This is a genomic window from Pseudomonas sp. 10S5 (assembly GCF_035019745.1).
Lineage (GTDB): Bacteria > Pseudomonadota > Gammaproteobacteria > Pseudomonadales > Pseudomonadaceae > Aquipseudomonas.
On sequence record NZ_JASJVL010000005.1, the window covers coordinates 71,473 to 87,081 of the forward strand.

At 50.9% G+C, this 15,609-nt stretch carries 8 protein-coding genes and 4 pseudogenes; 7 read left to right on the forward strand and 5 right to left on the reverse strand.

What is annotated here, in order from left to right; translation table 11 throughout:
• Window positions 1-52 precede the first annotated feature (52 nt).
• From QN378_RS06685 to QN378_RS06705, 5 genes and pseudogenes are all read left to right on the forward strand, one after another.
• The gene (locus tag QN378_RS06685; RefSeq protein ID WP_322183870.1) at window positions 53-1,675 is read left to right on the forward strand and encodes a methyl-accepting chemotaxis protein; all 1,623 of its coding nucleotides are present in this window, start codon (window positions 53-55) and stop codon (window positions 1,673-1,675) included.
• Between the two features lie 213 nt (window positions 1,676-1,888).
• Window positions 1,889-5,356, forward strand: a complete 3,468-nt coding sequence (locus tag QN378_RS06690; protein WP_322183872.1) for a PAS domain S-box protein — start codon at window positions 1,889-1,891, stop codon at window positions 5,354-5,356.
• On the forward strand, window positions 5,353-6,411 hold the full coding sequence (locus QN378_RS06695; RefSeq protein ID WP_322183874.1) for an HD domain-containing phosphohydrolase: 1,059 nt from the start codon (window positions 5,353-5,355) through the stop codon (window positions 6,409-6,411). Before QN378_RS06690 ends, QN378_RS06695 begins: the two co-directional genes overlap by 4 nt.
• Window positions 6,412-6,752: 341 nt before the next feature.
• A pseudogene (locus QN378_RS06700) lies at window positions 6,753-7,042 on the forward strand (IS21 family transposase); the annotation flags it as partial.
• A gap of 15 nt (window positions 7,043-7,057) precedes the next feature.
• A pseudogene (locus tag QN378_RS06705) lies at window positions 7,058-7,492 on the forward strand (ATP-binding protein); the annotation flags it as partial.
• Between the two features lie 321 nt (window positions 7,493-7,813).
• On the opposite strand, the gene QN378_RS06710 reads toward QN378_RS06705, so the two are convergent.
• From QN378_RS06710 to QN378_RS06725, 5 genes and pseudogenes are all read right to left on the reverse strand, one after another.
• A complete protein-coding gene (locus QN378_RS06710) occupies window positions 7,814-10,387 on the reverse strand; it encodes an EAL domain-containing protein (RefSeq protein WP_322203555.1) in 2,574 nt (857 codons plus the stop codon).
• Between the two features lie 375 nt (window positions 10,388-10,762).
• The gene (locus QN378_RS06715) at window positions 10,763-11,542 is read right to left on the reverse strand and encodes an EAL domain-containing protein (RefSeq protein ID WP_322170271.1); all 780 of its coding nucleotides are present in this window, start codon (window positions 11,540-11,542) and stop codon (window positions 10,763-10,765) included.
• A gap of 120 nt (window positions 11,543-11,662) precedes the next feature.
• Entirely contained in the window at window positions 11,663-12,367 is a 705-nt protein-coding gene (locus QN378_RS23555) for a methyl-accepting chemotaxis protein (RefSeq protein WP_416194845.1), read from the reverse strand.
• Between the two features lie 153 nt (window positions 12,368-12,520).
• Window positions 12,521-13,261: pseudogene (locus QN378_RS23560) on the reverse strand (HAMP domain-containing protein); the annotation flags it as partial.
• Between the two features lie 456 nt (window positions 13,262-13,717).
• Window positions 13,718-13,840, reverse strand: a complete 123-nt coding sequence (locus QN378_RS06725) for an antitoxin Xre/MbcA/ParS toxin-binding domain-containing protein (RefSeq protein ID WP_322170265.1) — start codon at window positions 13,838-13,840, stop codon at window positions 13,718-13,720.
• Window positions 13,841-14,247: 407 nt separating this feature from the next.
• Between QN378_RS06725 and QN378_RS06730 the strand changes: the two genes are divergently transcribed.
• Together QN378_RS06730 and QN378_RS06735 are read left to right on the forward strand one after the other, a co-directional pair.
• Window positions 14,248-14,823: a hypothetical protein gene (locus QN378_RS06730; protein WP_322170262.1), complete on the forward strand. Its 576-nt coding sequence runs from the start codon at window positions 14,248-14,250 to the stop codon at window positions 14,821-14,823.
• A gap of 375 nt (window positions 14,824-15,198) precedes the next feature.
• Window positions 15,199-15,408: pseudogene (locus QN378_RS06735) on the forward strand (IS66 family transposase); the annotation flags it as partial.
• Window positions 15,409-15,609 lie beyond the last annotated feature (201 nt).

Below are 15,609 nucleotides of genomic sequence, written 5' to 3' on the forward strand. Positions count from 1 at the left end.
TATGGCACATTGAGCGCCATTCACCGCAGTGTAATGTTTCGAGAATTATGATATGAAAATACGTAACGTAAGACTAGCCGCGAGAGCCCTTCTCAGTTTCGGCGTTATTTGTTCTATCTTGATCGCACTGGCCGTAACTGTTCTCTCTAAGCTTAACGACGTGCACAAGTCTGCGTCCCAGCTGCAGACCGATTGGCTTCCCAGTGTTTTACAGGCTGGAAAAATAGAAACGGCAGCACTGCTTTACCGCGTGGATAGTAGGCGCTACGTGATGGACGATGACAGATTGAGCGAAGGCTCTCTGCAAAAAATTGATCTCACGAAGCGCGCATTAACCCAAACGGCTGAAGCGTATACACATTTGGTTTCTAGTGTTGCCGAACAAGAATTATTCAATCAAGTGAAGGTAAATGTAGTCGCGTATCAAGCCAAGGTCGACGAACTTGTACAACTAAGCAAAATAGCGTCATATCCAGAGATGGCAGCTTTTGTCAAAAATACTACCAAACCTCAAGCTGTCGCATTGCAAGCCTCTATTGAGGAATTGATTGCTCTCAATGAGAAAGGTGCTGAGCAGTCAGGCAAAATTGCTGACGACAGCTTCAAAAGTGGATTGATGATTACCATTGTCCTGAGCGTCCTCGCTATTTTTTTCACCATCGTAGTTGCGGTCGTGTTTACTCGAAGTATCAGCCAACCGATCTTGGCACTGCTGCTCAGCACTCGCAAAATAGCTAACGGCGACTTGCGCACTCCCGTGGAGGTTGATGGTGCCGACGAGATAACTGACCTACAAAACGCAACCGCAGCGATGCGTTTAAGTCTCAAGAATACGATCCAACATATCTCTGAATCCTCCAGCCAATTGGCTTCAGCCGCCGAACAGATGAGCGCGATTACCAACGAGTCGAACGTTGGAATACAACGCCAAAGCCTGGAAACCGACCAGGCTGCTACAGCGGTCAATGAGATGACTGCTGCCGTCGAGGAAGTCGCACGCAACGCTGTCTCGGCCTCCAAATCCACCCAAGCCTCCGAACGTTCTGCCCATACTGGCCAGGAGCGTGTCGGCCGGACGATTGCTTCGCTTCAAAAGCTAAGTAGCACCGTTGGGCAGACCGGCGTGGAAGTCGAAGGTTTGGCAAATCAAACACAGAACATCGCTAAGGTTCTTGATGTGATTCGCTCAATTGCCGAGCAGACTAACCTCTTGGCTTTGAACGCTGCCATCGAAGCGGCACGTGCGGGAGAGCAGGGACGTGGATTCGCAGTGGTCGCCGATGAAGTCAGGGCGCTGGCGCACCGTACCCAGTCATCGACCCAAGAAATAGAGCAGATGATCCAAAGTATCCAGAAAGATTCCTCTACGGCCGTACAGTCAATGAAGCAAAGCAGCGAAGAAGCTGAGTCGACCCTGCTGATCGCCCGTGAGGCGGGGGTTGCGATTGAGCAAATAGCGGTCGCTATCTCCGAAATCAATGATCGAAATCTGATGATTGCTGCTGCTTCTGAGCAGCAAGCGCAGGTCGCTCGATCCGTAGATGAGAACCTTATCAGTATTCGAGACTTATCCATACAAAGCTCGTCTGCCGCCAGTCAAACATCAGCGGCCAGCTATGAACTTTCCTTACTTGCCGTTGACCTGAATCGATTGGTGGCAAGTTTTTCGGTGTAGACCTGGTTACGAGGGCCTACCACTGATTGTTCTGATTCGAACTTGGGCACCGCGATGTCTATTTCCAGATTGACCAACGCGGCATGCAGGCTTTTGAAATCACGAGAAACTCGGCATTGAAGCCGTGATTTTGCACTCCGTCTGAACGAAAAATCAAGAGAGCCGACTGGCTCACGATAATTTAAGACTGTTATTACCATGACGGATTTCAGCATGAAGAAGGGTAATCAGCCACCATTGTTGGGCGTCTATACATTAGGCACGTTTTTACTGAGTTTGGCGCCCCTCGCTGAGGAATTAAACGCTCAAGGCTCCACGCTCATAACCTGCACTGATGTTGAGTGCCTACCCTTATTGAGAAATAGCGATTGCCTGCTGTCCGAGCTGACTTGGCTTGAATCACTTGAAGATTTGCAACACACATTGCTATTGGACAAAACGCGTAACTGTAATGAGTGGATCGTGATCACCGATGATCACAGCACCGTAGTGCAACAACGCTATTGGATTGGCATGGGCGCCCACCATTTAATACATCAGCGTAGTTCGCTTGAGCAATTGATCGGCCGCCTCAACCTCAATCAGCCAGAAAAATCTGCACTGCCAAAGATATTACTTCTATCTGATGATGTGCATGCTGATCTGCTCGTCGATGCATTAAATGAAGAGGGTCTAGAGATCATTTTAAATCGCGAGGTAGATCATGCGCTGCAAACCCTAGGGCAGGTGCGACCGGACGTTCTTATTATTGATCTGACCGATGCATGCTCCCATGTGTTGGAGATAGCGGAGATCGCAAAACAATGGCCGGAAACTGATGACTTACCGGTAATTGCGTTGTTCAGTGAGGACTGCATATTCCAACTTCGTCAGGCCAAAGCGCTCGTTCTACTCGACTGGCATGCTAAGCAGATTGCCCCCGGACTGCTAGCCGACATTGCCAAACAACGCGCAGGGGCAGCGCAAAATCGTAGGAGGAGTCATCAAACATGTGTTAAGGACGCCGAGAGGGCCCGAGCGCGCTTGAAAAACTTTCGCCACGCGATCGACCAACACTCGACTGTCAGTTTGGCTGACACCCAAGGGCGCATTCTTCATGTAAGCCATAGTTTTTGTGAAATAAGCGGTTATAGCCGCGCAGAACTTATTGGGAAAACTCATCGCATTGTAAAGTCGGGTATACACCCTCACGAGTTTTACCAGGATATGTGGATGACTATTCGCTGCGGTAAAATCTGGCATGGCGAAGTCTGTAACCGACGTAAGGACGGGCAACTGTATTGGGTTGAGACCACCATCGTACCGTTCCTCAACGAGCAGGGGAAACCCATACAGTACATTTCCATACGCACTGACATGACTCAGCACAAAGCGAATGAGACGGCCCTCCGAGTCAGCCATGAATGTCTTCAGCGCAGCCAGATTGCGGGTCGAGTCGGCACATGGGAGTTTGACATGAGGTCGCGCGCCTTCCAGCTATCCTCTTCGATGATAGGTCTGTTTGGGCGCACAGAGGAATTTGCAGAAGTCAGCTACGAAACATTTTTGAGCCTTATTCATACGGATGATCTTCCGCATGTACTCAACAGTATTAATCGCATGCTTTCGAATATCGACACATACGAAGTCGAGCATCGAGCGATTTGGCCTGATGGGTCGTGGCACTGGTTACTTCAGCGTGGAGAGGCGGAGTTCGATGCCAATGGGCGAGCAATTCGGCTTTTTGGCGTCACTCAGGATATACATGCATTAAAAATCGTAGAGCAGACCCTTCAGGAGAGCGAATTGCGCTTTCGCAGCGCCTTCGACTCCTCTGGCATAGGCATGGCATTGATCGGTTTGGATGGCCGCTGGTTGCAGTTAAATCAAACGCTCTGTGCGATGTTTGATTTTAGCAACGATGAGTTGTTGAAAAGCTTCCCTCAAGCAATTATCCACCCTGATGATTTAAACCATTATCAAGAGGTTCTTAATCGTTTTATTTGTAATGACTGTGTGCCTCAACAATTTGAGAATCGGTACTTCACCAAGGGCGGACGGACGGTCATCGCCGAGCTTAATATTTCTTTGGTTCGCAATGCCGATCAGCAGCCGCTGCATTTTGTTTGCCAAGTTCAAGACATTACCCAGCGCAAAGCAGCAGAGCACCGACTTACCCTATTCGGGCAGATTTTTGAGTCTAGCGAGCAGTGCATCGGCATTTTCGATGATAGGTGTCATATGTTCTATCAAAACCGAGCGCTACGTATCGAGTTAGGATACGAAGATGTTGATCTCCTTGGGCAAAATTTCAAGAATTTCATCGTCGACAAAGAGTCGCCGTCGTCAAAAAAATTGCTGAGAAGCATTTCAGAAGGACGCAATTGGCAAGGACAGTTACCTCTTAGACGAAAAAATGGTTCTGAATTCATCTCTAATAGTTGTGTAGGTCTTGTTAAGGATGAACAAGGTCAGTTCCAGTACGGATTTAATATTTTTACTGACTTTAGCGAAGAAATTGCACGCCATAGAGAACTTGGCCAAGCCAAGGTGGCTGCCAATGCAGCTAATCAGGCTAAAACTGATTTTCTATCGAGCATGAGTCATGAATTGCGTACGCCGATGAATGCTATTCTCGGCTTCGCCCAAATGCTTGAGTGCGACGATAGTCTGGGTGCCGATCAACTTGATAGCGTCCGGGAGATTCTCAACGGCGGTGATCATCTGTTGGCGTTGATCAATGAAATTTTAGACTTAGCCAAAATTGAATCCAGCAGCCTCACCCTGTCTATAGAGCCTGTAGCACTTCACTGTATTGTGGCTGAGTGTTGGAGCCTTATTCAGCCTTTAGCAGATGCTCGCGACCTATCGACCCATTTTTTCATTTCCGAGGAAATCATTGTAAAAGCTGATCGCATGCGCTTGAAACAAGTGCTACTGAACTTGCTCTCAAATGCAGTGAAATACAATCGAGTTGGTGGTCAGATAACGCTAAAAGCGACCCCTTGCGATGTGGGCATGTTGCGTATTGAAGTCTCTGACACTGGGATGGGAATTCCCGCAACTCGTATCGATGAGTTATTTCAGCCATTCAGTCGACTTGATGCGGAATACAGCGAAATAGAAGGGACTGGCATTGGCTTGAGCATTGCCAAACGTCTGGTGAAACTCATGGGGGGTAGCATTGGCGTCAATAGCATTGAAGGTCAGGGCAGTACGTTCTGGCTTGAACTATATGCTGACGAAGCACTCACTCAAAGCACCACCATTGAGCCTGACTGCATCCGCATTCGGCAGGCTGGCAACAACTTTGCAGCTCAGCGCGTGCTGTGCGTGGACGACAATCCGATCAATCTGAAACTGATCAGCACGTATTTTAAAAAGCACCCTCATATTCAAGTCCTCACTGCTAGCTCCCCGGCGCAGGGACTCGAAATTGCCCTCACCCAGACACCCGATCTGATTTTGCTCGACATCAACATGCCGGAAATGGACGGCTACCAATTACTAGCCATTCTTCAGTCAGATCCCCGCACTCGCGTAGTGCCAGTCATTGCCGTCACGGCCAATGCCATGCCATCTGATGTTGAGCGAGCACAGCAAGCCGGATTCGATAGTTATCTAACCAAGCCGATAAACTTTCATCAGTTACTTGAAATATTGAACCGGCACCTTAATCTGGGCGTCGAGGAGTTGGCATGAGTCACCCACCTGTTATGCAGGCCCGTATATTTGCCGTAGACGACGAACCCAGTAATCTTAAGCTACTGGAAAAAATGCTCGTCCGTCAGGGCTATCCAGCCCCTGTCCTAATCCAAGACTCCCGGCAGGTTATTGCGCATTACCTAGAGGCACGTCCAGACCTCATTTTGCTTGATATCAACATGCCGTATCTTGACGGGTACAAGGTGTTGGAGCAGTTACAGGCACTGGATGACCCACTGCTGCCTCCTGTGATCATCCTGACCGCACAGAATGGTAAGGATGAGCTGTTGAAAGCGCTTGCTGCGGGCGCCCGCGACTTCGTCAGCAAACCATTCTCCCGTGTAGAGTTCTTGATGCGGGTGCGAAATTTGCTAGATGCGCAAATAGCTCATCGGCTTTTGCACGACAACCACACGCTATTAGAGCAATTGGTTCAGACGCGGACGCAGGAACTCAATAATGCTCGAATTCAGGCTGTGCAGTGTTTGGGACGTGCTGCCGAGTATAGAGACAACGAAACAGGTTTTCATATTCTGCGCATGAGTCAGTACAGCGCCTTGCTAGCTAAATATTTAGGCTGTTCTGACAAACAATGCGAGCTTTTGCAATACGCTAGCCAGATGCACGATATTGGAAAAATTGGTATTCCTGACCGAATTTTGCTCAAACCTGGAAATTTCAATGACGATGAATGGGAGATTATGAAAACCCATTCGCGTATCGGCGCGAAAATTCTTGAGCAAGGCGACGCTCCACTCATTTGTATGGCTCGCAGCATTGCGCTGACACATCATGAGAAGTGGGATGGCAGTGGCTATCCACAGGGGTTGTCGAGAGCCGCAATACCTCTGGAGGGGCGTATTGTTGCGGTTGCGGATGTATTCGATGCGCTGACTTCAAACCGCCCCTATAAAGTGGCCTGGTCAATCGATGATGCTGTCCAACATATAAATGACGGGGCTGGCGTACACTTTGACCCTGCTGTTGTGGCCATTTTCTTGGAGCATCTGGACGAAATACTTAAAATTCGTGATCGATATATGGAGTTATAAATCGACGTGTCGGCGTTTTTCAAAATACCTTGCTTAGCGTCCAACCGGGCCTTTTGTCCTTTTGCCGCCAGCACGACTCGGTAAGCTTGGGGACGTCCGGCTCTAGTTTTTTAAAGATACGCAAATCGCAGGTTTTTATCGTCCACGTTGCGGAAATTCGGTTTCCCTTTTCGCACAAGATTGGCGTGGATGCGGTGGCCCACGCGACGCTTGCGATAGACGCGCGGGGAGGGGATTCCACGGCCATTTGGCCACCCCTAAGGCAGGCAGCGAAGCAGGATTAATCCACTACTATCGACCTCTTTTATCGAAGCAAAGAGGTCGTCGTGGAAAGCTTATCCATGCGTAAGATTAGAGAAGTATTACGTCTCAAATTCGAGGTCGGCCTGTCTGCTCGCCAGATCGCCGTCAGCTTGCAAGTGAGTCGAGCCAGCGTCGGTGACTATCTCAATCGCTTTGCTGCCAGCGGGCTGATTTGGCCCTCGGCTGTGACCGATACCGAGCTGCAACGACGTCTTTTCCCACCACCGCCTGCGGTTCCCAGGGATCAACGTCCGATACCAAGGCTCACGCTGAACTGCGCCACCCCGGTGTCATGCTGGCTCTGCTCTGGCAAGAGTACCGCCTCAGCCATGAGTAGTCGTCTAAAGCGGCCCGACTGCGTCATAACGCTTGCCTAGAGGACATCGATTACCGCAGTCCCCGTGGCCCGGACAGTCACTGATCCTGCAACTGGGCAGCGGCCCCTGGTTACGGCCGGATACGCCAAGACAGATCTGCTGATCCTGGATGACTGGGGCTTGGCTCCGTTTACCGCTGCGCAACGGCGCAACATGCTGGAACTGCTGGACGACCTTTACGGCCATCGCTCAACACTGGTGACCAGCCAGATGCCGGTGGACAAATGGCACGAGCTGATCGGCAGCCGACCTTGGCCGACGCGATCCTCGACCGGGTAGTACACAACGCTTACCGCCTCGAACTGAAGGGCGAATCGATGCGCAGGCGCTCAACGAAATTGACGACAGCGGGTAAACAATGCAAATCTGCGTCGCTGCGCTCCGACTGCCCGGCCGGATAAGCGTGGAACAGGTGGCCCGATGTTAGTGGAATGAGTGGCCGAATGGCGTGGAATCCGCAGGCTAACTGACAACGCCCAGAAAAACTTGCTGACAGTAACCGGATGAGGCTCGATTTCGGTCATGCCTTTCTCCAAGCCTGTTTTGTAGCCCGTAAAACCATCGAAAACCACCTTGCCGTTCAAGTTGCGCGCATGCTCACCCGCGCGCCTCAGGCTGAGTTATACGGGGGGTAACTGGTGCGGCAATGGTTGGCGAACCGTCACCTATTACCTTTCCCACAGTGATAGGTGTTCGCGAGACAAACAACTAGAGTGTTAAATCTAACCCACCGGTATCTTCGCCATTAGTAAGGAGTCGAAAGCATCGCTCTCTAAAGGTCGGCTCAAGAAATACCCTTGGCCCTCATCGCAACAGACTGCTTTGAGTAAATCAAGATGCTCGATGGTTTCAATACCTTCCGCAGTTACAGTCAAAGACAATGCGCGGCCCAGGCCTACAATGGCTTGAATGATCGATCTATCGTCTTCGCTTTCACCCAGTCGGCTGACGAAACTGCGGTCTATTTTGAGCCCGTCGAACGGAAACGAACGTAGGTAGCTGAGGGATGAGTAGCCGGTTCCAAAGTCATCCATGGATATGCGCACGCCTAAATCTTTCAGAACTCGCATCACTTCAAGAGCTCCAGAAGCGTCTTCAAGCATAACGCTTTCGGTTACCTCTAACTCCAAGCGCTTCGCTTCGAGTCCAGTGTCCTCGATTGCTTTGCCGATTCGCTCAACCAAATTACCGCGTTGGAATTCGGTGGAAGATAAGTTAACCGACACAAAGAGGTTTTCTGGCCAGCGAGCTGCGGTTGCGCAGGCCGTTGTTAGCACCCAGTTGCTAAGTGGGAGGATGAGTCCGGTTTCTTCAGCGATAGGTATAAATGTATCCGGCGAAATCAGGCCTCGCTTGGGGTGCTGCCAGCGCACTAAAGCTTCCGCTCCAACCAGTTCTCCATTATTAATGCGGAAGCGGGGTTGGAAATGCAGGCGCAACTCTCCATGTTTTATCCCGTAACGAAGGTCGTTTTCGAGCTGGCGGCGTTCGATGATTTTTGTATTCATGTCGCTGGCATAGAATCGCCATGTATTGCGCCCTCCGGCTTTAGCCTCATACAACGCAATGTCGGCATACCGCAGCAGCTCCGCTGCCTGAATAGCGTCGTGGGGGGCCATGGCAATGCCAACGCTCGCACTCACAAAAACCTCCTGATCCTCAATCGCTATTGGCTGTTCAATAGAATCGATCAAGCGCCGACACGCCGCCTCCACCTCGTCTGGGGAGCTGACATCATTAAGAATCAATACAAACTCATCACCACCAATTCTCGCAACCAGGTCACCGCTGCGGACGCAGTCGCCCAACCGACGAGAGACTTCGTTAAGAACTTGATCACCGGCGGCATGGCCGAGCAGATCATTTACAGGCTTAAAGCGGTCAAGGTCGAGACTGAGCATCACCAAAGGCTGTTCTTGGGAGGGCGCAGACTTAAGTTTCCCGTCGAGGAACTCTTGTAGCCGAGTCCTGTTTGGCAGTCCGGTCAGAGCGTCGTGTTGCGACAGGTATTCAATACGCCGACGCGCTTCAACTTCGTCGGTTACGTCCGTTGCGGTGCCTCGAAATCCCTCACGGATTAATCCGCGTGCCGATAGTCGAGTAATTCGGGCGTTGTCTCTAATGTCAACGTAGCTACATTGCACGCTGATGTTGTGTCGACGGTTTGGGATGCTTAGCCATTGAGATATCGCGCCGAGGTCGGTATGGAGCAGGTCATCAATGGTTGCACCGATCCAATCGTCTCTGCGCAGCCCTGTCACACTTTCAAACCGCTCGGAAAGGTAAGTAAATCGCCAGTCTCTGTCGATTTCCCATATCCAGTCCGAGCTAGCCCCAACGACATCGCGAAAACGTGCTTCGCTGGTTGCAAGCGCCGCCTGACTTTGCTTCAGGGACTCAAAGCTCAAGTCCAAGGCGAGGGCAGCAACTGTTGTTCGGCGAAGTATCGCCCACGTCATGAGCCAAGCTAGAAAGGCGGCAACGGCGACAAGCGGCAGCATGAAACTAAGCAGGTGGCGGCCAGGCTTCGCAGGGTTCCAGTGAAGTCGGCCAGCGGCCCCGTCCTTACCCAGAGGCAGAATAGACGCCCCCTCAATCTCATCGGACGTGGACAAGTGCAACTCTTCAACCCCGTACTCTTTGCCTATCGTCTCCAATCTACTGCTATCCAGCGTTTCAACGAAGAACAAAACCGAGGCTGGCCCATCATCCCTCTCAACAGTCGGATCAGCCCCTGGCGTTAAAGCGGCCGCCACAACCAAAGCAGGCACACCACCAACATCGACAAATGTTGCCACCGGGGTCTCACTTCTCGCGCCTGCCCTAGCCCGATCAAGAAGGGCTCCGACGGGCTGTCCAAGCCAATCGGCAGCCTTGGTTGCAACTAGCTTTCCTCTTACCACCGAATAGACGGTGCGATCCAACGCGTTCACAACGAACACGCCTTGGACGCCAAAGTCAGAGTAGAGCGTCGATCCAAGGTTTTGCCTACGGAAGGCCCAGTCGGTGTCTATGGCTGTATGCAAATGTTTGTAGGCATCGCCCCAAAAAGCGTAATCCTTGACAGTCATTACTAGGTTTTTCTGGAGAGTTTGCACCGCTTTCTTAGCGTAAAACGCGCTTTCTTGTTCTTCTGTGCTGTCGAGATTTTGCGCTACGTAGATAAGCAGACAGCTTGCAAGAACAAAAACAAAAGCCAACAGCCTCGCGAAATTGACCAGAGATCTTCTGACAAGCGCCACGCTTGTAAGAGTCGGGCTCCTATGGGATCCCTTGGGAAAGTTAGGCTGTGACATATCGTACCAAGCAATGAAAGGGGAGGCGTGCCTCTATCATCGATGTATCGGCAGTGGTTATAATTTTTTGAGCGACTGGTCAGACGTTCTCTACAGGCCCGCCGTGTGTTGGCTATCAGATGTTGTGGCTAAGTACGACGCTGGCAGTCGAAGTGCCGGGCGGTCGTACTCCTGGGTGACCTGAATTTTGAAGGATTTGGCGTAAGGGCGAAGTCGCGATTGCATGAGAGTGTACACGCCATCCGCTGACTTGCCATCGCTGACCGACAAGCACTATTCGGCCTGCTGTAACAGCTGCCCCTCAAGCCGTTGCACAGTGGACTTGAGGGGCAAGGTCAGGCATCTGCGCTATGTGGGGCCAGGGACACGAGATGTCTATGGGCAGACCAGCTCCAGCGGCATCGATTGCAGCGCCCCAATCACTGGCCTGGCGAATAAATAACCCTGCATGAGTTCAACTCCCAACTCCAGTAGGGCATCGCGCTCCTCGCTAGTCTCAATTCCCTCAGCAACAACGGTGATGTTCAGCCGGTTTGAAAGCAAAGCGATGCTTTCGACTATGGCGCGCCGCGCTCGGTCTTTGTCGATTCCGCGCGTGAGCGCCATATCGATCTTTATGACTTGCGGCTGGAACATCGCCAGAAAGTTGAGGCCAGAATAGCCAGATCCGAAGTCGTCGATAGCCGTGGTGAAGCCTTGGCGCTCGTACTCTTGGAAAATGGATTTCAAATGATCCGGATCATCCACGCGTTCGCCCTCTGTCACCTCAAACATAAGGCGATTGACCGGAAAGTCGAATATGCGAGCTGCTTCCAGGGTTGCGCGGATGCACGTCTCAGCCCTGTACACGGCATTGGGTAGAAAATTGATACTTAGCTTGCATTCGGGGATGGCAGGCAGGCCAAGGCGGGCGGCGAGTTCAATTGCCCTAACTCTGCAGGCCTGATCAAACCGATAGCGATTGGTGTCATTCACCAAGCCGAGGATGTGTGCGGCTGATTCACCATTGACACCACGTACTAATGCTTCGTAGGCGTAAGGTGCCCCTGTGCGGACATTGTAGATGGGTTGAAAAGCCATGGTGAATTCGAAGCCCAGACCTTCAAGATTTCGACATTCCGCGCATCCGACAGCCAGAGGTATAAGTTGCGTCATTGCTAGTCCCTTGATAAATCGACACTCGATATAATCGTTCTCGAATGGTTGGTATCTGCGTGGGTTGATACACGCGTGGCGAGCATTTATGGTGGGGCGTCGGAGATTATGAAGCGCTACTCAATGCTGAAACAGACTCACAATATGCCCAAGACGTTGCGCATCTTCTCCTGCCGCGCGACCACGTGCCAAGGTGCTTTCCGACAGCTTGGCGGTGTGTCCAGCAACGTTGGCTACATTGGTTATCCGCTGGTTGATTTCGTCACTTACCGTCGATTGCTCGCGGGCAGCTTCCGCAATGTGCAGGCTCATTTTCGATATGGAAGCCACTAACACGCTAATATTGATAAGGGCCTGACCTGCTGTTTCAACTCTAGCTACGCCATTTTCGGCGTGCTCACGGCTTTCCTGCATCACTTTTACAGCGTGTTGCGAGACACTTTGTAGTCGCTCAATCATGCTTTGGATTTCTTGTGTTGAGGCTTGCGTGCGGCTGGCCAGTGTCCGCACCTCATCGGCCACCACAGCGAATCCGCGCCCCTGTTCACCCGCACGCGCGGCTTCGATGGCAGCATTGAGTGCAAGTAGATTTGTCTGGTCAGCAATGTTGCGAATAACTTCAAGTACACCGCCGATGGACTGCGAATGCGTCTGCAGTGCTTGAATAACCTCGGCGGCTTCACGCATTTCTTCGGCCAAAGTGCGTATATCATCAATTGTTTGATTAACCACACCGATTGCGGTTTTCGCCTCACGATCAGCATCTTCTGTTTGAGCTGCGCTAGCTCGGGCATTGGAGGCGACACCTTGAACGGTGGCGGCCATTTGGTTGATGGCGGTGGCGACCTGTTCAATTTCGACCCGCAGTACTTCGGCGCTTTGCTCAGCCGCCAATGCATCCGAGACCAGATAGCCGGACGATTGCCCCAAGGTATTACCCACTTCGGCAACTGTTGCGATTTGCCCACGTAGCCCAGCGATGAACTGATTAAAATCGGCGACCACCACACCAATTTCATCATCATTCTCCTGATGCAAGACGACGCGTAGGTCACCGCTGCCAGCACTCAACTTTCGCAATGAACCCGACAAGTGATTTAGCGGCGGCAACACTCTTCGGTTGATCAGCCACAGCGTGATGAGCATGAATACCAGTACAAGCCCCCACGCCAGCAAATTATTAAGTTTGAGAGACTTACGTACTGCTGCTGTGACGTCCTGGTTCGCCTGATATTTTTTGACCAAAGGCTCATGAAGGGCAGAGAAATTTTCTATTACCTCTTCCGAGCGCTTGTCAAAATCCTCCATCACCTTATCGCCAGCGGCTTTGCCTGAGGCGCTGTAGGCCTGAAACATGCGGTCGCCGATGCGATCAAGCGCCTCTATAGGCCCACGAGAAATTTCCAGCTCACGGCCCAGTTCGGGTATCAACGTTTTTAGCTCATTCAGTTTTTCAACTGCCTGTAGAGAATTTTGATGACCTTGAACAACAGAGTCTCGCTCACTGGTCAAACTGGCATCCGTGTAGAACTGCTGGACTTGTGCAGCGTGATAACGAAGCTCTTGAACGACTTCGCGCGCCTCGCTGATTTTCTCTGATTGATAGCCAAGCTCATCCATCCTCTCAACCTGCGAAGACGTCCATAAAGAAAGACCTAACGCCACAAGAACCATTGTGGTCGCGCTGCCAAACATTAGGCGTGCAATATTGAGGTTCATTAATCGTCCTTCAGAGCGGTTTGGAGGTGGCCTTAAACTGTGAGCCCAAGAGCGCTAGAACCATGCCAGCACGAGGCCATGACTGATGATACGAACTTGCACATACTTGTACAATAGCTATACATGGGTATCACTTGTGCATAGGGATCAGAAGCGTGGTTTCCCTCACCGTCGACTCTATCTGTTTGTAACCGCTCCATTATCTCGATGATTCCCTCAGGCGTGTTGAGCTTTACCAGCGCTTGGCACCTGCCGCCCTGCATGCTGCGATTGACTTCAGATGATGAGCCTCGGCAAGGTGAGGCCGCGAGCTCAGGAGATCCTAATGTTTCCAACGTATTGGATGTTCTCCACCGGGTCGAACTTCAGGCGATAGCATCCGGGATCCCCAGTCATAAATGAATCAACATATTAAAGCAGGGAATTTGCATCATTTTGATTGAATCCGAGCGGCCGCTAAGCGAAGAACCCGTGGGTCATTCGCTCAAGCTCATCCCTGACCAGTAGGTATCCTTCAGCCTCGCGTGCAAGCTCCAGAGGCGCTCGGTCACCGAAAGCTTTTTGGGCTGATTGAGCCAAGCATCTGCCTTTTCTTTGTTGCCAAAAGTCTGTTCGGCTTGGTGCTTTATCTGCTCTAGATAATTCATCTCTGACTTCCGTGGGATGGGCGCTTATTGGTAGGCGCGAGGTTCGCAGACGATTAAGCGATTGCTCAAGCAGCTTCGATTTTGATGATGGGGCGTTTATGTCACTTTACTCTCTCCCTGGCAGCCGCCGATCACAAGGCCGTACCGACTACTGCAGGCTGGGCAGTCAATGCGCGTGCGTCGGCAGAGTATCTCTAGAAGCATTTTACCAAGGCGGTAAAGGATGTCGGGAATTTGGCTTGCTACCTGGGTACCGACCCAGACTATACTGAGGTACATAATAGAGCTGATCGGAGATGTGTCAGTTTTTTTATATATGGAATTTAAGAGAATTAGCAATTGATTAATGATCTTCCGACGTCAGATGAGTTTTTTTCCGCAGGTAAAGAGTTGCTGGACTTTGCTTGGGGTACACTTTTTGATCTTTTCACTGATTTAGATCAAGCGGAGTATTTTGGCTATGATCAGGCGGAGATGTCTGAGCCGTATTGGATTGCAGCTAAACGCCGACTGAGCACCTCTCTTGCTGTTGCCCAGCAGGGTGTTGAACAATTGTTGAAGGGAAAAATATGCGAAATTTCCCCATTCCTTTTAATCAGTGAACCCCCTGCAAAATGGCCATCACCTTACGGAGGGAAGTCTATAAGCTTCAATACCTTCAGGATGCCTGATGCTCAAGACTTGCCCAGAATATATGATACTTTCTCCAGTTCTCCCTTATCTAAGAAGTTCGCGGAAGCTTTCCGCTCGCAACGTGAACAACGTAACGCTATTATGCATTCGACGGGTAAAGACTTTCGCATCCAGGCTACTGAAATCGTTGAGGTGATCCTGTTTTCTTACTCTGAACTTTGCCCGAACGAATCCTGGTTAGGTATTCGTAGAGATTTTTTGAAAACGGGGCCAGCATCTTAGCTTGGTAGCGGCGAATTTGCGACTAACCGAGTTTGTTGGGAAGCAAAGATCGCGATCGACAAACTTCCTCCGGCTTCGGTGTCTCGGTATTTTGGCATCGATAAGAAGCAACATCGCTTTTTTTGCCCACAGTGTATACAAGACGCTAGTTCCGACGATAGTTTTGAATACCCTTTGGCAGTGTTGAATCCTAAGGGGGCTAAGACAAGAAAATTGTATTGCCCTGTATGTGATTCCGAGCACAAAGTGAGGCGGAAGCCGTGCCCTGCTAATTGTGGCGCGAACGTTTTGGATGATGAGGGTACTTGCCTGCTTTGCAAGCAGTCGTGACTAACAGGGTTGATTATCGCTCTATTCGCCCGCGTCTGACTATCCGACAACCAAGGTCGGCCGTGGGCTCTGGGTCGTAAATACTGGTTATTTACTGTTTCACTACGTAGCGGAAAACGGGCGGCTGCGATTATGAATTTGATCCAATCGGGAAGGTTGAACGGGTATGATACATACTCCTATGTGATGGACGTTTTCACGCGTCCGCCAGCGCAGCGTGCAAGTGTTATTTCTGAATCGGTGCCGCACAGGTGGCGACCGGTAGTTATGAAAGTCGGATACCCAGGAACTTACCGTTTTTTTGGCAATGCTAACTTAGGGCAGGCTGGAGTACGCTTCTCTGCTCTGATATTTTCAGTGGCTAAGGCACTAGTCTGCCGCCTAAATACGCATGCGCTAGAGCGATGCCGAGGTATAGATAGAGCTGAAAAACATCAAAGACGGGAGAACAAGTGA

Bases quoted from the DNA above. Each gene is read 5' to 3' on its own strand.
- QN378_RS06685 (WP_322183870.1), top strand. From the start codon at position 53: ATGAAAATACGTAACGTAAGACTAGCCGCGAGAGCCCTTCTCAGTTTC.
- QN378_RS06690 (WP_322183872.1), top strand. From the start codon at position 1,889: ATGAAGAAGGGTAATCAGCCACCATTGTTGGGCGTCTATACATTAGGC.
- QN378_RS06695 (WP_322183874.1), top strand. From the start codon at position 5,353: ATGAGTCACCCACCTGTTATGCAGGCCCGTATATTTGCCGTAGACGAC.
- QN378_RS06710 (WP_322203555.1), bottom strand. From the start codon at position 10,387: ATGTCACAGCCTAACTTTCCCAAGGGATCCCATAGGAGCCCGACTCTT.
- QN378_RS06715 (WP_322170271.1), bottom strand. From the start codon at position 11,542: ATGACGCAACTTATACCTCTGGCTGTCGGATGCGCGGAATGTCGAAAT.
- QN378_RS23555 (WP_416194845.1), bottom strand. From the start codon at position 12,367: ATGGCCGCCACCGTTCAAGGTGTCGCCTCCAATGCCCGAGCTAGCGCA.